Annotated in this window: 16 protein-coding genes and 2 pseudogenes; 6 read left to right on the forward strand and 12 right to left on the reverse strand. The window is 35.0% G+C overall.

What is annotated here, in order from left to right:
- Positions 1-39: 39 nt before the first annotated feature.
- The 3 genes and pseudogenes from ACKI4H_RS15620 to ACKI4H_RS15630 form a co-directional block, all read right to left on the reverse strand.
- Positions 40-1,115 (reverse strand): IS3 family transposase gene (locus ACKI4H_RS15620; protein WP_407307343.1). Its coding sequence is split into 2 segments (ribosomal slippage): positions 40-863 and positions 863-1,115, totalling 1,077 coding nucleotides; the frame shifts between segments, so codons are not numbered across the junction.
- Positions 1,116-1,513: 398 nt separating this feature from the next.
- Positions 1,514-2,935: a cryptochrome/photolyase family protein gene (locus ACKI4H_RS15625; RefSeq protein ID WP_407307345.1), complete on the reverse strand. Its 1,422-nt coding sequence runs from the start codon at positions 2,933-2,935 to the stop codon at positions 1,514-1,516.
- A 104-nt stretch (positions 2,936-3,039) separates the two neighbouring features.
- Positions 3,040-3,330: pseudogene (locus ACKI4H_RS15630) on the reverse strand (lipocalin family protein); the annotation flags it as partial.
- Between ACKI4H_RS15630 and ACKI4H_RS15635 the strand changes: the two are divergent.
- Positions 3,283-3,959: pseudogene (locus tag ACKI4H_RS15635) on the forward strand (IS3 family transposase); the annotation flags it as partial. The pseudogenes ACKI4H_RS15630 and ACKI4H_RS15635 sit on opposite strands and share 48 nt — an antisense overlap.
- A 319-nt stretch (positions 3,960-4,278) precedes the next feature.
- Positions 4,279-4,473 carry a hypothetical protein gene (locus ACKI4H_RS15640; RefSeq protein WP_407307347.1) on the forward strand — a complete coding sequence of 65 codons (195 nt, stop codon included), beginning with the start codon at positions 4,279-4,281 and terminating at the stop codon, positions 4,471-4,473.
- A 542-nt stretch (positions 4,474-5,015) separates the two neighbouring features.
- Here the strand turns inward: ACKI4H_RS15640 and ACKI4H_RS15645 are convergent.
- The 4 genes from ACKI4H_RS15645 to ACKI4H_RS15660 form a co-directional block, all read right to left on the reverse strand.
- On the reverse strand, positions 5,016-5,186 hold the full coding sequence (locus ACKI4H_RS15645) for a hypothetical protein (RefSeq protein WP_407307349.1): 171 nt from the start codon (positions 5,184-5,186) through the stop codon (positions 5,016-5,018).
- A 277-nt stretch (positions 5,187-5,463) separates the two neighbouring features.
- Positions 5,464-6,333: an SDR family oxidoreductase gene (locus ACKI4H_RS15650; RefSeq protein ID WP_407307351.1), complete on the reverse strand. Its 870-nt coding sequence runs from the start codon at positions 6,331-6,333 to the stop codon at positions 5,464-5,466.
- 769 nt (positions 6,334-7,102) lie between these two features.
- Positions 7,103-7,501: a hypothetical protein gene (locus ACKI4H_RS15655; RefSeq protein WP_407307353.1), complete on the reverse strand. Its 399-nt coding sequence runs from the start codon at positions 7,499-7,501 to the stop codon at positions 7,103-7,105.
- Between the two features lie 217 nt (positions 7,502-7,718).
- The gene (locus tag ACKI4H_RS15660; protein WP_407307355.1) at positions 7,719-8,189 is read right to left on the reverse strand and encodes a CinA family protein; all 471 of its coding nucleotides are present in this window, start codon (positions 8,187-8,189) and stop codon (positions 7,719-7,721) included.
- Positions 8,190-8,428: 239 nt separating this feature from the next.
- On the opposite strand from ACKI4H_RS15660, the gene ACKI4H_RS15665 reads away from it, so the two are divergent.
- Both ACKI4H_RS15665 and katE read left to right on the forward strand, forming a co-directional pair.
- On the forward strand, positions 8,429-9,847 hold the full coding sequence (locus ACKI4H_RS15665; RefSeq protein WP_407307357.1) for an iron-containing redox enzyme family protein: 1,419 nt from the start codon (positions 8,429-8,431) through the stop codon (positions 9,845-9,847).
- Between the two features lie 82 nt (positions 9,848-9,929).
- Positions 9,930-12,056, forward strand: a complete 2,127-nt coding sequence (katE, locus tag ACKI4H_RS15670) for a catalase HPII (protein ID WP_407307359.1) — start codon at positions 9,930-9,932, stop codon at positions 12,054-12,056.
- A 127-nt stretch (positions 12,057-12,183) separates the two neighbouring features.
- Here the strand turns inward: katE and ACKI4H_RS15675 are convergent, their stop codons facing one another.
- Positions 12,184-12,507 carry a pyrimidine/purine nucleoside phosphorylase gene (locus tag ACKI4H_RS15675; RefSeq protein WP_407307361.1) on the reverse strand — a complete coding sequence of 108 codons (324 nt, stop codon included), beginning with the start codon at positions 12,505-12,507 and terminating at the stop codon, positions 12,184-12,186.
- Positions 12,508-13,224: 717 nt separating this feature from the next.
- Here ACKI4H_RS15675 and ACKI4H_RS15680 point away from each other — a divergent pair.
- Positions 13,225-14,418: an MFS transporter gene (locus tag ACKI4H_RS15680; RefSeq protein WP_407307363.1), complete on the forward strand. Its 1,194-nt coding sequence runs from the start codon at positions 13,225-13,227 to the stop codon at positions 14,416-14,418.
- An 84-nt stretch (positions 14,419-14,502) separates the two neighbouring features.
- On the opposite strand, the gene ACKI4H_RS15685 is transcribed toward ACKI4H_RS15680, so the two are convergent.
- From ACKI4H_RS15685 to ACKI4H_RS15700, 4 genes are all read right to left on the reverse strand, one after another.
- Positions 14,503-15,948, reverse strand: a complete 1,446-nt coding sequence (locus ACKI4H_RS15685; protein WP_407307365.1) for a trehalose-6-phosphate synthase — start codon at positions 15,946-15,948, stop codon at positions 14,503-14,505.
- A complete protein-coding gene (gene otsB, locus ACKI4H_RS15690; RefSeq protein WP_407307367.1) occupies positions 15,941-16,801 on the reverse strand; it encodes a trehalose-phosphatase in 861 nt (286 codons plus the stop codon). Before otsB ends, ACKI4H_RS15685 begins: the two co-directional genes overlap by 8 nt.
- 630 nt (positions 16,802-17,431) lie before the next feature.
- Entirely contained in the window at positions 17,432-17,881 is a 450-nt protein-coding gene (locus ACKI4H_RS15695) for a universal stress protein (protein ID WP_407307369.1), read from the reverse strand.
- Positions 17,882-18,188: 307 nt separating this feature from the next.
- Positions 18,189-18,578: a hypothetical protein gene (locus ACKI4H_RS15700; RefSeq protein WP_407307371.1), complete on the reverse strand. Its 390-nt coding sequence runs from the start codon at positions 18,576-18,578 to the stop codon at positions 18,189-18,191.
- 538 nt (positions 18,579-19,116) lie between these two features.
- On the opposite strand from ACKI4H_RS15700, the gene ACKI4H_RS15705 reads away from it, so the two are divergent.
- Entirely contained in the window at positions 19,117-19,332 is a 216-nt protein-coding gene (locus ACKI4H_RS15705; protein WP_067723482.1) for a cold-shock protein, read from the forward strand.
- Positions 19,333-19,591: the final 259 nt, after the last annotated feature.

Consider the following 19,591-nt stretch of genomic DNA (forward strand, 5'->3'; position numbering starts at 1 on the left):
GGTAGTCCTCCCATAAATAACCGAAGTTAAAAGTAGAGGTTAAGCAGCCATTAAAGGTGGCTTTCCTTTGTTAGCCTGATGTGGTCTTTCATGATTGTAATGCCACAGCCAACTTGTTGCATAATCTTGTACTTCATCCAAAGTATCAAATAAATGTTTGCTCAGCCAGCTATAACGTACGGTTCTATTATAACGTTCAATATATGCATTCTGCTGTGGCTTACCTGGTTGAATATATTCAATACGTATACTGTGTTCAGTTGCCCAGCGTACAAATTCATGACTGATAAATTCAGGTCCATTGTCACATCGGATCACTAACGGTTTTTCTCGATATTCTAGTAACTGATTGAGGGTTCGAATAACTCGTATTGTAGGTAATGAGAATCCTGCTTCAATCGCTAAACCTTCTCGACGGTAATCATCAATCACATTTAATAATCGGAACTTTCGACCATCGATCAGCTGATCATGCATAAAATCCAGTGACCAGACCTGATTTTCCCGGATCGGTTCTTTCAGAGGTTCTGGTGCATGCCGTTTCAGTCTTCTTCTTGGCTTAATACGCAGGTTTAGCGCTAGTTCACAGTAAATGCGGTAAACACGCTTGTGATGCCAAGCATAATTTTCAACATGACGTAGATAAGAGAAACACAGACCAAAGCCCCAATCTGTATTTTCTTCAGTGAGTTCAATCAACTGTTCTGCAATGAGAGCATTGTCATCACTGAGTTGAGCCTGATAACGGTAGCAGGTTTCACTGATACTAAATGCACGGCAAGCTAGCCGAATGCTAATGGCATGATGGGCAACTGCCTGTTGTGCCATCTTACGTCGGCAAGATGGCTTCACCACTTTTTTGCCATCGCTTCCTGAATGATTTCTGCCTTTAATCGTTCTTCTGCATACATTTTTTTAAGTCTGGTATTTTCTGCTTCCAGCTCTTTCAGCCGTGCCATCAATGATGTATCCATACCACCATATTTGGCACGCCATTTATAAAAGGTCGCATTACTCATGCCGTGTTCACGGCAAAGGGCGGCAACAGGGGTACCAGATTCAGCCTGCTTCAAGATGGACATGATTTGGCTGTCAGTAAATTTAGATGTTTTCATGCAGAATCTCCTGCCTATACTTTAAGAGAAAATTCTACTTTTAGGTCCTATTATTTTTAGGGGGGATTACCTTCCCACTCCAAATTAATTCCCAATTTTATAGAAAAATTTTGATTCATATGTTTGCAATTCTAGCTAATAGAGATTCGAATCTCTATCTTATATTTTTCATATGAGCTATTTCTTATGATTAATATATAAAGTACAGGATGGTGCGGAACATAAAACAAAAATTATAAGTTTTAATCATAAAAAATTAATGCAGGGCAAAGAAATAAAAAATCCCAACAATTATGTTGGGATTTTTTATTAGATATAATTTGTCTTATAAAGATGTAGAAAAAATTAAGAAGTATTAATTCTCCTTTTTTTAGCTTACCGTCCTCATAAATATTGATTTAAAGATTTCTAAAAGCTTCAATTGCGCGAATTCGCGTTTGTTTTAGATCTGCAATGGGGCGGGGATAATTTAAAACTAAATTTAATTTTTTGGCATATGGCTCATGGATGGCTTTGGCATCTAAATGGGCCAGTTCAGGAACCCATTGACGAATATAGTCTCCATGCATATCAAACTTTTGCGACTGGCTGAGGGGATTAAATATCCGAAAATAGGGCACTGAATCCGTGCCGGTAGAGGCACACCACTGCCATCCGCCGTTATTGGCTGCCAAATCTCCATCAATTAAATGTTGCATAAACCATTGCTCCCCCAAGCGCCAGTCAATCAGCAGATTTTTGGTCAGGAACATGGCTGTGATCATGCGTATCCGATTATGCATCCAGCCCGTTGCCAATAATTGGCGCATCCCTGCATCTACAATCGGAATACCGGTTTGCCCTTGCTGCCAGGCAGCCAAGTCTTTCGGAGCATTACGCCATTGGATTTTTTGTGTATCGGCCTTAAATGGCTGGTGTTTAGAAACCTGCGGAAAATCGAAGAGTATATGTTGATAAAACTCACGCCATAACAATTCATCCAGCCAGGTTTGCTGACCTAAATGTTCTATAGAGAACTGTCCATGCTGCCGACGAAATAAAGCCTGAATACATTGACGGATAGAAATTATCCCTAAATTTAAATAGGGGGATAGCTGACTGGTTGAATCTAGCCGAGGAAAGTTTCTCTCTTTCTCATAGTGAATTACTTTATCATGAATGAAATTATCCAATAATGTTAAGGCATATTCTTCGCTGACCGGCCAAAGATTTTGAAGTTCTATCGAAAGATGATCTGAATATAACTCTGTAAAAGTGCAAACAGACTCATCTTCAAGAAAGTCACATTCAAGATCAGGCTGTGCTTCAATTTGGGGATAACACAGCGGTAAGCTCACATTCATTCGTTCATAGCAATTTTTCTTGAATGCGCCGAAAACTTGATAAGGTAGATTGCTCTTGTTACGAATGCTGCCCACAGGAAATAAAGTTCGGTCATGATACAGCTCGAGTGATTTATTATCTTTCTCCAAGAGCTTTTGAAGCTGGGCATCTCGCTTTAATTCATTTACCCCGAGTTCAATATTGGCATGTATACAATTGATATTGAATTGTTGTGTAAGCTGAAAAATGCTTTGAGGAATATCTTTCCAAAAGGGAATATGCCGAATTATTAACGGAATATTCAGGGCTTGTAGTTGAGTTTTAAATACCTGAAGTTGTCTTAAATAAAAATCTATTTTAACAGCGGCATCGTTGTGCAAAGCCCATTGTTCTGGTGAGATGATGATCAATGCAATGCAGGATCCTGCCTGGGTAGCATGCCAAAGAGCAGTGTGATCTTGAATGCGTAAATCCTGTCGAAACCAAATGAGTTGCATGAAGGTTTAATGTCTCGAGAAGATGTTTAATTATTCTATGCAATGTTGAGACATAAACAAAGCATGAACAACAAGTTCATGCTTGAAATGATTCATTATGGAAATTATTTTTGAGTCTGCTTGGTTTTGATCACATCACTTAAATCATATCCAATAGATTCAGCATAATCTAAATATTCCTGCACCACTTCTGGCTGCTGTGAACGTGAAAGGAGCCACATATATTTTTTATCTGGCTCACCGACCAATACCGTTTCATAATTTTCATCAATTTTTAATATCCAATAATCACCACGCCTAACCGGGAGCCAACGAATAATTCTAGGTAAAAAACTTACTTTAAGTTTAGAGTTGGAAGGGACATTTTGTACAAAAGCTTCACCTCCACTCTTCGAGGATATAAGAAGCATAAAAGCTATGGTCGTGGTCGTCCTCAGATTGTGCCACCTAACCATTTAAATCGAGAATTTGTTGTAAACACACCTGATACGTTCCGAAACGATGTTTCTCAGGTAACTGATATGAGAAGCACTGCTTCGCAAGATATCCGCACCTGGCAAGGCTGGTTATATCTGGCTGTGGTTCTCGATTTATATTCAAGGAAAGTCATCGGTTGGTCAATGAAACCTACGCTTGCCAAGGATATCGTTTTAGATGCACTTTTAATGGCAGTATGGCGACGCAGACCCAATGAACTTGTGATCATACACTCCCTTGCGCAGCAGTGCTGCTCAGGCTCACAATACAGCAGCGGAGACTGGCAGAAATTCTGTCAGAAGCATAACTTAGTTCCGAGTATGAGTCGTCGCGGCCTTGCGCAGTATACTGCTCATGGGACAATGCTGTTGCAGAATCCTTTTTTAGCAGCTTGAAGAAGGAAAGAATTAAAAAGGGGATCTATAAAACACGAGAAATGGCCCGTGCGGATGTGTTTGATTATATCGAGATGTTTTACAATAGAATGAGGCGTCATTCGCATCTCGATGGGATGAGTCCAGAAGCCTTTGAGGCAGCTTCAAAATGAGGCTGTCTCATGTCTAGGATACTGGGAGCAGTCCATCCTTCTTAAAATAATGGCCTTTCTATAAAAATTATTTCTTAAAAAAATCATTATTTAATTAAAGCTTTTATCTATGTTTTGATTAAGTAATCAATGTAATTAATATTTTTAAAAAAATTTAAATAATCTTATTATAATGAATTATTTATTCTTATTTAAAAAAATCCAACTTTACAATGACAAGAAATGTCACATGAGTCTAATAGCTTTATCCTAATAGATATGCAAATTTAGGATAGTTACAAACAGTTGTGACTTATTTTAAAACAGGATGGATATAAAAATGACTAACCAATCGCAAAACTCGCAAGATCAACAACGCCAACAGCAGCAGCAAAATGATCAACAGGGCCAACAAAATCAGCAAAACCCGAAAGATCCACAACGCCAACAGCAGCAGCAAAATGATCAACAAAATCAACAAAATCCGAAAGATCCACAACGCCAACAGCAGCAACAGAATGATCAACAAAAGTAAGAGTGATTGATAAAAAAGCGCGGACCTTAAGTCCGCGCTTCATTTTTTCATATGGCAATTCTTGAACCTAGCGACAAGCGGTTGAGAAGATGCGCTTCTCAATTGAAAGTTTCGGAAATTGTGTTCATCGCCATTTAGTATAATTATTCTTATTACAACAACTTCAAAGCTTTTTTCTTTGCATTATTAAAGCACTATCACAACCATCTTTTCAGATCCTGGGTTATTATCAGCGGATGATTGATCTCATCAGTGCTATCGACTTACAAATTCACCTTAGATGAATACCTCTTAAGGCAGCGCAATAAAATAGGAACCTTGGTTCGTTTATGAAAGGGGAAATACAACTTAATAACCATCTCACAATATTTCTGGCTATTTATTGGGGATGGATGCCTTGTTATGTGCCTATCAGTTGTGTCATCTCAATAAGTCGACAATTCAAATGGCTTAATAATAAGGATTTGGCTAAATTCAATGGTGAGGCCAACATAACAAGACCCTCATTAAAAGGCTTTTATATAGATAAAATATATTTATTCCTAATCGCGATGTCTTTTTTTCTTACCACCACCATCTTGCTTGTTGACTGTAGCCCAAGCGATACGTTCTGCATCTTCTTCAGAAACTCCACGCTCTTTTTCACTCTCAAAAATATGTTTTGCTTGGCGCTTTTGCTTATTTGTATAAGCTGATTTAGCATCAGTAGGCATGTCTAATCCTCCTATTAAGGGATATCTTTACCTTCTAGATTAAATATGACTTAATTCACAAGAATAATATGCAAAGATTTTGTAAGATTTAATATAAGACTTGTTAAATTAAAAAAAACATATTTATTTTTATTATATTTCTTTGGAATCAACCAATTATATAAATCAATATTCCTATTGTATAATTTCCATTATGTTTAATTAATAAAATATATTTATATTATCCATAATGAATCACTATAATTCATTATGGATTTGATTTATATTTGATTATGATCTAGCCATTTATAATACTTCCTCCATTGACATGAATGACTTGTCCAGAAATATAACTTGCTTCCTCAGAAGCTAGAAATAAATATGCAGGAGCTACTTCACTCGGCTGGCCCATACGTCCCATTGGCGTATCTTTACCAAAGTCTTTCAATTGTTCTTCATCAAAACTGCTAGGGATCAAGGGTGTCCAAATTGGTCCTGGAGCGACAGCATTTACTCGAATCCCTGTTTTATTTTTTAAGAGATTTGTAGATAGGCTACGTGTGAATGAGGTGATTGCACCTTTGGTACTTGCATAATCTATAAGTAGATCATGTCCATGATAACTGGTGATGCTTGTAGTATTAATAATCGTATCCCCTTGTTTCATATAAGGGACTAACATTTCGCTTAAATAAAAGATAGAAAAAATATTGACTTCAAAAGTTTTAAAAAGCTGTTGTGTATTGATGTCTGTAATGTATTTCTGCGGATATTGAACACCCGCATTATTAACTAAAATATTGATGGCTTTAAATTCTTGAAGAGCCAGTTCTACCATTTTCTTTATTTCATCTTGATGTTGTAAATCACATTTAATGAGTAAACAACGTCGTCCTTCCTTCTCGACCATTTTCTTAGTCTCAAGCGCATCTTTATCTTCTTCTAAATAACAGATGCAAATATCTGCACCTTCTCGGGCAAAAAGTACGGAAATCGATCTACCAATTCCACTATCTCCGCCCGTGATTAACGCGACTTTATCTTTTAATTTATCACTTCCTTGATAATTGGCTTTGATTATTTCAGGTTGGGGATGCATTTTGGATTGAATTCCAGGTTGATGACTTTGTAGTTCTTTAGAAGATGGAGTTTTAGGATATTCATTCATATTCTTTTTCCTTCGCATTTTTAAAAATATTGATTCAATATTATTGGATATTTATATTTTTTTGATTAGAGAGAAACATTAAATAACATAATGTATTAATTCAAATAAGAAATTATTTAACATTTTAAATAGTTATATTAAGAATTAGCCTTCTACCAATTTATCTCTAATAGATTTGGCTTTATTAGGTGCGGGAACAGCAATGCATATTATCAATGAATAAAAATATTGAAAGGTGAAGTAGCTAAAAGCTCGGGACATAGGTTTTACTGTTGAATATCTTTAAAGCAAGATTTTAATCTGAACAAACAAGGAATTAAAAATTAAATTTACTCTAGCATAGTACAAAAAATATGGGCTATAAAAGCCACCTATATTCTATAATTTTTACATTCTATTCCACGTATCTTTTACAGCATGTTTAACTTGATCCCATTTTAAACGAAACTCTGCTTTAAAATTATTACATTTGGTGTGAAGGCTAGATTATAAATACTCAAATCAGCATTTCCCCCCATATTTAGAATGGGACTTTTGGCCGAACTCATAAGCAGAAGATAGGTTCGAATGTCACGCTGTAAATCGGTGTGGTAAGGACGATTAGTATAATTTTCTTGCTATTACTGCCAGATTTGTTATTTGGAATCCTGTTTTGATTTTCTATATCAGCGATCATTTTATAAATGCTAAATTTTTAAGTCCCTAAGAGAAAGTATTGGTTAATACTTTCTCTTGGTGAAAATATGAAATCTAAGTATCTCTACCGTATTTATTGCTGCTGGTTATCTTGTTCATTTTGGTTTTGTCCAAAATTCTGTTGCTGTTCAGCTTGTTGACCTTGGTTGTCATTTTGCTGCTGTTGTTGGCGTTGTGGATCTTTGGGGTTTTGCTGATTTTGTTGGCCCTGTTGATCATTTTGCTGCTGTTGTTGGCGTTGTTGATCTTGCGGGTTTTGTTGATTTTGTTGGTCCTGTTGATCATTTTGCTGCCATCCAGCCTGTTGGCCTTGATTACCATTTTGCTGTTGCTGATCTTGTGGGTTTTGCTGATTTTGTTGACGCTGTTGATCATTTTGTTGCTGTCCAGCTTGTTGACCTTGATTACCACTTTGCTGTTGTGGTTGATTTGGATTAGCCTTAGTTTGATCTTGCTGATTATTTGTAGTCATTTGCGCACCTCATAATATATATTAGCTTAGCGAAATCTTAAAATCTGTTTAAACCAGATATAATTATTATTAGCATGAAATTTTAATTAAAAAACAAAACAGATGTTACATATTATGTAATATTTAATTTATGTTGTCTAAATATTATTTATATAAATAATGTTATCAATCACTCGAGAAAATATGATTAAATAATTAAAATTAATTTTACAAAGTATTAACTATTTTTAATAATTTTAATTAAACTCTTACAAATATAATTAATAAGTTTTTTTAGTTTCTCTTCCTTCTTCCCTTTACAAAAACAACGATAACTATATATTTTGTTTTTATATAAAATGGAATAAAAGAAAGTACCTATGGGCTTTTCCTTGGTTTCTGATCCTCCAGGTTTGAGCAATCCGGTACATCCAACATATATGTCTGATTTAAATATTCTTTTTGATTTTTTAATCAATTCTTCAGTAATTTGAGAAGATTCAGGTGTATATTTATCAATCATTTTTGATGAGATTTTTAAAACTTTTTCCTTAATTTTTAAATCATAGCAAACCAGTCCACCATTTAAAATATCACCAGAAAAAGGGGTGAGAGAAAAGCGGTAAGCCAAGTAACCTGCAGAAGCACTCTCAATAAAAGTAATATTAAGTTTGTATTTGGCCATTAATTCACAGCATTTAGTAATCATATTTATAACTTTATTTAAGCTTGAAAGAAATATTTTAAACAAACATTCAGAGGTTAACAATATGGTTTTTTAAATGTGTTTTTTATCACACTTATTAGTTTTGTGGTTTAGGTGTTTGAATTATATAAATAGATAAAACCAATTAAACACAAAATAAACGAATAATAACAATGAGAATTTTTCACCATGGCATATTGATCAATGAGGTGTATAGCATACTTACCGCGTGGAGAATAAAAATGCCAGTAGCAGTAAAAGAACGATTGCTAGATTTACTTGATAAGAACCATCAAAGTTACTGCGATTTAGTTACTTTTTTTTTAGATTCAGATATTTCTACACCCGATAAGGAACGAAAAGCATCTGCTTTTTTAAAAAAAGAAATTCACACCCTCAATTCAAGTTATTCCGATTTCCCTTCAAATTTGGTTGAAATTCATGAATGGATTGTAAGTAGTAATAAAAATCAATGTCATGAATATCAATTATACAAAGAAAGGAGAAATAGCGGAGCAGAGCGTGAATATTTTAAAAATGTAAGTCAAGCATTTGAATTTTTAATTAAAGTGGCACCAGTAAAGCGGGTAGATGGTTCATGGTTATATAGCATAGTTCATTACTGGAAGGACCCGGTGTTTAGAGATTTAATCCAGATTTATGTTGAAGAACTAGGTGTAGGCTTGGCCAAGGCCAATCATGTAACGGTATATGATGATTTACTGTTCAGCTTAGGCTTAGAACATTTCATATTAGAGCTAGAAGATGAATATTATCATCAACCTGCAATTCAATTAGCACTTGCTTACGCTCCGCCAGAATTCATTCCAGAAATTATTGGTTTTAATTTGGGGTATGAGCAACTTCCATTACATCTTCTGATTACCAATTACGAACTTAAAGAATTAGGAATAAATTCACAATATTTCAATCTGCATATCACCATAGACAATATGGACAATGGTCATGCACATTTGTCTATTAAGGCACTTGAAAAAATTTACTGTAAATTCAAGGATAAAGATGTCTTTATGGACAAAGTAAAGGCAGGTTTTGCTTTAAATAATAAAGGATTATCATCACTACAGATTATTAAAAACCTCAACTTAGAAGCTTTGGTGCTTAAGATTCTTAAACGTAAAGCTTTAGTAGGGAATGTGATTCACAGCGATAAATGCAAATTAAATAATCGATCTATTAATGAATGGCTTTCAGAGCCGAATCTGGTCGAAGAATTTATAGATCTCTTGATTGAGAAGCAATGGATCAAGATGAATAGAGATCCTGAAGAAAGTCGCTTCTGGCATTTAATTAGTCATGAAGAAGGGAAAATGTACGGTGTCTTTAATTCGACAGAAAAGCAGATTATCTATGACTGGATTGCCGGAGAGCATTTTAAACATCTTAATTTAAAACATCAGCAAATCAATTCTGCCCACAAAAATAACAATGATTTTATGTTCAGTTACTTGTCTGATGGAGAACTGGAAGAGATTCAATATCAGATTTCGGAAACGGGCAATCTGGCTATGAAGATGAATAAACTGCTTCCTTATTTGGCACCTCATGCACATCACAGTGAAGTGGGTCTTTGGTGTACCCAATGCTTTGTCGACTTACTCTTTCCGTTTCTGAGCGATAAAAAATCATCCCGCTATTAAATTAATCTCAATCTAATTTTTGAATTGAAACAGTTTTCCACCCACAAAGTCATACTTTAACCCACAAATAATAGGTAGGAATATGGACCCTAAAGCAAAGAAAAGTGAACTCGCAGGCACGGATAGTTTAGATAAACAAAATACCAATGCGAAACTGCAACAGTTAGATGAATTCCGTCGTGATGCGACAGGAGAAGCGCTGACTACTAATCATGGAGTCAAGATTGCTAATAACCAGAATAGTCTAAAGGCGGGAGGCCGTGGCTCAACTTTAATTGAGGACTTTATTTTAAGAGAAAAAATCACTCATTTTGACCACGAACGTATACCCGAGCGCGTTGTGCATGCACGTGGTACTGGTGCACATGGTTATTTTCAGGCATATGAGGGAAATGTAAAATACACTAAAGCGGCTTTTCTAGCCGATCCAAGCGTACAAACGCCTGTTTTTGTACGTTTCTCTACTGTACAGGGGCCACGTGGTTCAGCAGATACAGTGCGTGACATTCGTGGCTTTGCCATTAAGTTTTATACTCAAGAAGGCAACTATGACATGGTGTGTAACAATGCACCGGTTTTCTTTGTGCAAGACGGGATTAAATTTCCAGACTTCGTGCATGCTTTAAAACCAGAACCACATACGGAAATTCCAACAGCGCAATCAGCACATGATACTTTCTGGGATTTTGTTTCACTCGTGCCTGAATCTGCACATGCAGTGATGTGGGCCATGTCAGATCGCGGAATTCCTAGAACATTCCGTACTATGCAAGGTTTTGGGGTACATACTTTCCGGATGATCAATGCTGAAGGTAAAGCAATTTTTGTGAAATTTCACTGGACGCCAAAACAAGGAATGGCTCAGCTCGTTTGGGATGAGGCTCAAAAGATTGCAGGAAAAGATCCAGATTTCCACCGTCGTGATTTGTATGATGCCATTAATACAGGGAATTATCCTGAATGGGAACTCGGGATCCAGATTGTAGAAGAAGAAGATGAAATGAAGTTTGATTTCGATTTACTGGATGCCACAAAAATTATTCCCGAAGAACTGGTGCCTGTAACTCCTATTGGTAAATTAGTCCTCAACCGTAATGTGGATAATTTCTTTGATGAAACAGAACAAATTGCCTTCTGTGCAGGTCATATTGTACCGGGAATCGACTTTACCAATGATCCACTATTACAAACACGCCTATTCTCTTATACCGATACACAGCTCAGTCGTTTAGGTGGACCAAACTTCCATCAATTACCGATTAACCGTGCAGTATGTCCATTCCATAACAATCAGCGTGATGGTATGCATCAAACTTTTGTACATCGTGGAGGAGCATCTTATGAGCCTGATTCAATTGATAATAATTGGCCAGTAGAAACACCTGCTGCCGCGCAAGGGGGGGGGTTCGAAAGCTATCAGGAACGTGTCGATGGCAATAAAATACGAGATCGTAGTGAATCATTTAGTGACCATTTCTCACAGACACGTCTGTATTATCAAAGCTTGGCACCCCACGAGCAGAAACATGTAGTTGATGCCTATACCTTCGAACTAGGTAAAGTACAGCGTTTACATATCCGTGAACGTGAAGTGAAAGAAATCTTAGCCAATGTCGATCTGGATCTTGCGCAACAGGTTGGTAAGAACTTAGGTATTGAAGTACCAGATACGGATAAAACCTTTAGAACTTCTTCAGTAGAAAAATCTGCTAAGTTAAGTTTTGAAGCTTTTATACCTGAAGATATTAAAGGCAGAAAAATTGCTGTATTGGTCCATGACAATGTCAATGAGGCTAATGTCGCGGCAGTTCTTGCTTGGGCACAAGCTGAAAGTGCTGTAGCACATATTCTTACCCCAACACCAGGTCCGGTTTTAAGTAATCAACACTCACCCTTGCCTTCAAATGGTATGCAAAAAGGTGAACCTTCTGTTATGTATGACGCAGTAGTAATTGTCGATGGCGCCAACTACGATGTAGTTAAAATGGATGGGGTAGCGACTCATTATATTTTAGAGGCCTATAAGCACCTGAAACCAATTGTTTTCTTGGGTGACAAGAAAAATCTGATGAATGATTTACAATTGATAGCAGATAAGGGTACGTTGATTTCTGAAAACTTTAACTCAGTCAGTGACCAGTTTAAAGAGTTTATCCGTAATCATCGTATCTGGGCAAGGGAAGCTATTGCAGAAGGAATTCCGGCTTAAAGACTTATAAGCTTATATTTACTCTTGCTCTCTTATATAGGGTGAGATCATTTAATGAGGGGGGAACAACAATGTTTCCCCCCCATTATTTGTAATGCAGTGTTATTTCACCTATTTGAGATGAAAGTTAGCCCTCTAAGTGACAAATATAGTCCAAGACATCATCTGTCATAATTTTGAAATGACTATTTTTGGGAATATAAAATGACTGTCCAGCATAGTAAATCTGACCTTCTAAGTCATTTTCTATTTGAACATGACATTTACCTGAAATAATTTCTATACGTTCTGCTACATGAGTTTCAAAGGTTAAAGGGTGTTCTGTAGGTAAAATGACACCTATTGTTTTTTTTATTCCATTTTTGAATTTGATCGTACGACTAATAGATAAACCATCAAAATAAATATCTGGTTTTTTAACCACCGAAACAAAATCGAATTGAGTTGACATTAAGATGCTCCTGTAAAGGTATTTTTATAATAATTGAGCAATTACAGAATATATAATGGCAATAAAAACATGTACCTAAGATATATATCTTTTTGTTTTGTTGTGTAAATTTTGTACAAATCCTTCTTGCGCAGGAATTGTATTTTTGAAATGTAAGAATACTTAAAAGCTTTAATATTTTTAGAAAATTTAATTATTATTCTTTTTAATTCATTGAAATAATTCAGATATTATTTCAGCATAATCAAATGAATTTTATAGAATTAGAGACTGGAGAGATGTTGGCTTATATGCTCTAATTTATTCAATACTAAGCAGGAGTTGTAATTAATTACCTGAATACTCATGTAGTAGATGCAGGTCAATTTTTTTAATTTTTGACTAAAAACCTTGTAGTTGTCAACTTATCTAATTTTGAATAATGGAAATCTTTCATAAAAGTGAACTTTAATTTAAGCACGCCCATTAAATCATCCATGATTTTAATATCTTATCAAAAGCATCTCATTTGTATGTTTTTCAACCCTGAGGATAGTTACAAAACATTTTTTAAATTTTAAAAAAATGCAATTTTTTTACGTTTATTTTGTGTATAATTTCGCCAAATTTAGCCTCTGTACAGTTGTTGGTTTTCCAATAAGTAAGTCTATAGAGGTTTTTCTATGGAATTATTTTTGGAATGGGATGCCAAAACTTTATTATCGTGGTGGCTCACACATGTTTTTTCCCAAAACCGCACATCTAGATCATGTAACACAACATCATGCACAGCAGCGTTTATCTACACTACTTTGTTTTTTCAGTTTAGGATTGAGTACTGCTGCTTGGGCTCCACTTATTCCTTATGCTCAGCAACGCCTTCATCTTAATCATGCTGACTTTGGTACTTTGTTGCTGAGTATAGGTTTAGGTTCAATGATTGCTATGCCGGCAACCGGACTATTGATTCAAAAAGTAGGCTGTCGTGTCATTATATTGGCCGCAATTTTAATCTTATTACTGGTTTTACCTACCTTTGCATTAAGCAGTAGCATACTACTTATGTCAGTCGCTTTGTTCTTGTTTGGTACTGCTGCCGGCAGCTTAGGGGTGGCTATTAATTTACAAGCAGTGATTGTAGAAAAAAACAGTGCTAAAAGCATGATGTCTCAGTTCCACGGTATGTGCAGCCTAGGTGGATTGGCTGGGGTAATGACTGTAACCGCATTACTTGCGATCGGTATCTCACCACTAATGAGTGCTTTAGCTATTTGCAGTTTATTGGTCATCATCGGTTTAATTGCTGTTCCAAATAGTTTGTCTAAAATTGAAAACGATAAAAAAATCAATCCTGAAGAAATAAAGAGTAAGGGGAGAAAACTACCTAGCCCACTGATTTTATTGATGGGCCTAGTATGTTTTATTGCTTTTCTTTCCGAAGGCTCAGCTATGGATTGGAGTGGTATTTATTTAGTCAGTGAGTATGGTTTAAAGCCAGCATTTGCCGGGCTTGCTTATACATTTTTTGCTATTGCAATGACCATTGGACGTTTTTCTGGTCATTATTTACAAAGAATACTGGGCGAAAAAAATATCATTGTTTATAGTGCAATTTGTGCTTCATTGGGTCTTTTCACTGTAGTTATGGCCCCACATTGGATGCTTGTGTTAGTAGGTTATTCTTTACTGGGTTTGGGTAGCTCTAATATTGTACCCGTTATGTTTTCCCGTGTAGGGCGCCAAAATATTATGCCTAAAGCAGCCGCCTTATCATGTGTGTCGACTATGGCTTATAGTGGATCTTTGTTGGGGCCTGCCTTGGTAGGATTGACCAGTGAAATAATGGGACTAAGCCTTGTGTTTGGAATGATTGCGGCTTTATTAATGCTGATTACCTTTTTAAATCATTTTACCCAAGTTAAAGCTTCTTAATTTAATTCTGATCTTAATTAAGTAAATAAAAGCCGGAATATCTAAAGATATTCCGGCTTTTATTGTTAAAAGAAATAAAATCTTTTAGGAATATAGTTGCTGATGAGTATGGTAATTATAGGATTTTCGCATAGAAGGTTTGAAAATATTGAATAGCTCAACTCGTCTAAGATCCTTTAAAAAAGCATTACGCCAGTCATTAATATCAAAACGTTTTAGGCCCTGCATTAAATGTTTATAACGCTCTATACGTTCTGATCTTGACATGGTTAAAGCTGTTTTTAATCCTTTAATCATATCGCCACAATTTTTGGGATCCACGATAATGGCATCCGACATTTGCTCCGCAGCACCGGTATATTTAGAAAGAATCAGAACACCTGGATTGTTAGGATTTTGTGCAGCAATAAATTCCTTTGCAACCAAATTCATGCCATCACGCAATGAATTGACCCAACAAATATCGGACTGACGATAAATTTTCATCAATGCATCATGCTCTACAGTTTCATGCGTACAGTTAATGGGCTGCCAATTATCCTGTGAAAATTCGTGATTAATTAACTCAACTTTTGCATCTATAAGCTCATATAAATTTTTATAAGCAGGAATTTCCATACGGCATGGACAAGCGATTTGTAAATCAATGATATGTTTATGGTATTCAGGATTTTTTTTCAGAAATTCTTCAAATGCATTAAAACGTTCAATTAAACCTTTGGAATAATCAATACGATCGACGCTAATAATTGTTTTTTGATCTGCTAAATCATCAAATTCAAATACAGGATGTAGATTTTCTAGTTTCTGTTGAGCGATTTTCTGGATAAGTTCGGGATTAATACCAATGGGGTAACATTGAATAGTGATCTGGCGGTGCTTATAGCTTAACACATTGGAATGGACGATCTGAGAAGCCAAGAAATGATGGCATACATCCATACATTTTTTTTGGTCATATTCAGTTTGCAATCCAATCACATCGTAATGGCAAAGATCTTGAATGAGTGTTTGCGCTGTTGGAATTAAATTCCAGATATTTGTACCCGCAAAGGGAATATGTAAAAAAAATCCAATTCTATTTTGCATGCCTAATTCACGACAGTAACGTGCCACACTTAAGAAGTGGTAATCATGAATCCAAATGACATCGTCTGGATGAGCGATTTGAGAAAGCTGCCGGGCAAATAAACGATTGACCTGTTGATAGGTTTTAAATTCTTCTGGCTGATATTCGATTAAGTCTGCACGATCATGCATAGCTGGCCAAAGGGTGCGATTTGCAAAGCCGCAATAATAGCCACTGTATTGTTCTTGAGTGAGAGGGCAGGTAATGTATTCCACGCCTCTATATTTAGTTGAACTAAAGTATGGATCATGGTGATTTTCAATTTTTTCACCATTCCATCCCAGCCATATTCCTCCAATATCAGCTAGTGCATCTTGTAGAGCTACTGCCAAACCGCCTGCAGTGGATTTATCAGGATTAGGTAAACTCACACGATTCGACAATACGATTAATTTAGACATGCTTTTTCTCCTTTTGATACTTGAGACTGTTTGATACTTGAGACTGTCTTGGAAAATGTGTTTTTAAGAATCGTAAAAATAAATCCAGAAAATGAGCGACATCTGCAACATTCTTAAGGCGGTAGCACGCTTGGGTTTCTTCTTCTCCAACTTTTATACTGACGCCGTGATATTTATTTATTATTTTAAAACCGGATTCATCTGTTTGATCATCCCCAATAAAAATGGGGAAAACATTGGGAAAATTATAATGATCTAAAATCTTTTGGATCGCTTGCCCTTTATCAGCTTTTGCAGGTAATAATTCAAATACATATTTGCCATTATTAATTTTAAAATTGGGCTGAGTACGCTGAATATCATGCGCAATTTTTTTTGCGATTTCAGCCAGTTCAGGATATTCGCGATAATGTATAGCGACTGAATAATCTTTATTTTCAACTCGCAGCTGAGGATAGGAAAGACAAGCCTTTTGCACATTGTGCTGAAGCAAAGAAATATCATTTTTATCTATCCAGGCGTTTAATTTTTCTTCCGGATCTATTTGTATTTCTAAACCATGTGTCCCTGCAATAGGTAACTGAAGGGGAGAAAATAGCTGAGATGCTACTTTTACAGAACGTCCAGTTATAGCAATAACAGGAATTTCTAAATCTTTTAGTTGCTGTAATATCTGCAAAGTTGTTTTTGGAATAAAACTCTGTGAAGGATCCGCATTAAACTCGGAAAGTGTCCCATCTATATCGAGAAATAAACAATATTGTTTTTCTTTAGAAAAATATTGAGAAATAATTTGTAATATATTGGAAGAATAAGACTTATTACTTAAAAACGGGTTTATAGCATTACACATATTTGATATCTACTACTTATTCTGATGAATAACTAATAGCATTAAAAATTAAAATATCGACCAAATTTATTATTAATCCTACATAAATTAAATAAAATTTACATATTTTCTCCTTATTTTAACTGTTTTTTATTTTAACGTTTAATTACAAATACTTAATTTAAAAATAAAGATAAATTTAATGTTTTATACTAAAAACTATCTTAATTCACACCATATCAAGCTAACGTCATTTTCAATATTTTTCTTTAATTGAATAAATTTTTTGGTTGGAGCTCATGCATAACTATAAGCCTTTTAAATTTGAATTATTTAACTTAAAGGTAATATTTTCATATAAATATATGAGCCGCATTTAGCCATGACAACCAAATTCAAACTTATAAAAATTTCGAAAAAATGTATTTCGTAAGTGTGGTAAAACCATACTCGATAAATCCAATGTAAGATCTTAGATAAGAGAAATTATGAGTGAATTATAAAAAATAATTAATAAAAGATTTAAGATTTTATTGAAAATATTTAATAAATATATTAGCTGATAGCTAATCAATAAAAGATCAAAAGGTGTAATCAATGATTATGAATAAATTTGCCCACTATAAATGAGGTGGGCTTTTTCATCTAAAATCAACGAGTGTATTTTGCCACCAGTACGGGTACATGACTTGAGGTTAAAATCTCTTGTGCAATACTGCCGAGAAAAGCTTTTTTAAAACCAGTACGCCCATGGGAACCCACGACGATTAAATCAACATTTAATTCATCAGCAAGTTTCGCGATAGCTTCACTTGGGGATTGATCGCTGAGGAGTTTTGTATTGGCTTCAATACCCGCATTAGTGAATTTTAGTCTTAGCTCAGCCAAAATATTTTTAGCATGAGCTTTGGCTTCCATATAATAATCCGTGACTCCAGGTACATTTTTATAAAAACTGACACTGGTTAACGGATCTATTACAACAACGCTGGCGATGGTGACTTTACTGCCTAATGCTTTAGCCAGAATTATGGTCTGATCAGCTGCAGCAATGGAAATAGGGGAATCATCTACAGCCAGCAGGATATGTTGGTAACTCATGATACGTGCCTCTTGTTTCAAGATTCGTTATCTACTCCAAGAGTAACATAGCTAGAGTGCAGTGATAAAAAAGGATAAAAATCTATCTTTTTTCTTTGCTCTTTTATTTTATAAAAGTATTAGTGTATGTTGTTACGCTAGTGTGGTATCACAACTTAGCTGATTGACTATTTATTGGTGCTTATTACAGTTAATAGTTATTTCATTTCAGCAAGGCATCAATAGAATCATCATCTATTATAACTCGTTATTAGCTTTGAGCATAAGCAAATAATCTCGCCATTTAGCTCAACACCTTAGATGCTGATCAATCTGCCCAGATTGACGTAGATAAGAAATATTTCAAGGACTTTTTTAAATCGTCACAATTATCAAAACTATTGGTTACTTCTTTGAAAGCAGTAGTGTATTCACGGTTGTACGGCTTACCTGTCAATGTTTCTCCATGCGTATTTTCATAATCATAAATTGCAGTCCGAAGGTATATTTCTAATATTTTTTTATGTTCAGCAGAAGTACAATTTTTTTGAACTATTTCATCAGTTGACTGGCAATCGAGTTTGACATGGCGATAAAATTCACTTGAATTTTGATAAATGTTATTTAATTCTTCTGATTCACTTGCTGATAAGCATTGGGCCGCATGAGCAAGATTACAAACCAAAGCCATACAAAAAACGAGTAAATTGAATTTCACTTTTTATTCCTTATTATTATTTTTTAATAATCTAACCATACGACTGTAATTTACACAACTACAACATTATGAAATCAGATGAAGTAAAAATTTATTCAACTGAATAGGAATATAAATAATCATAAAGGATGTAAATAACTTCTTAAAAAAAAACAGAACTATTAAAGCAATTCATCGTGATTGACTCGCAGAACAAATTGGCAAAACTTTCAGTTTTCACCACAATATGCACTTACTCGCTCAATGAGTTAGCTTCCAATGAAATTAAAATTTAATAAATTGATCATTTTCAAACCTCTACTTAATTTTGGATCAACTAACCAAATAATAGATATAAAAAGCTTGAATATTATTTCAATTCAGGTATGATTAACCCAACTAGAAAAAAAGTCTTGTTTCGGTAAATCTTCTTTAAGTATCGCAGTTTTAGTCATAATCCTTCGTTTTTTCAGATTTTAAGTTTCATTCTTTATTATTTTCAAAGTTACACTCGGTCAATAAAATGGCTAAAAATTATTAAAAATCAGTAGGATTTATTATGTCAAACTCAAATGTTGTTAAAGGTACTGTAAAGTGGTTCAACGAAACTAAAGGTTTTGGTTTTATTCAACAAGAAAACGGTCCAGATGTTTTTGCTCATTTCAGCGAAATTGCTAGTTCAGGCTTCAAAACCCTAATGGAAGGACAGCAAGTAGAATTCAGCGTTGCACAAGGTCAAAAAGGCCCAAATGCAGTAAATATCGTTGCTATCTAAAAGATATTAAATACAAAAAACTAGATAAATTAAAAGTAATGTAAATTACCCACGATTTTCTTTTTGTATGCTAAAAAAGCCGAGATTCTCGGCTTTTTTTATGTCTAGAGATAAGGTGATTTAATTCATTCGACTAGGCAGTGACAGTTTTAGTGAATAACAACAATATCTGATTGCAAAAAACATCTGCAAATTCTCAATCAAATCAGCCATGATGCTATACGCATGTTATCAAGTTTCTGTACAATATTCATGGAGT

It is taken from the genome of Acinetobacter sp. (genome assembly GCF_045628685.1).
Taxonomy (GTDB): Bacteria; Pseudomonadota; Gammaproteobacteria; order Pseudomonadales; family Moraxellaceae; genus Acinetobacter.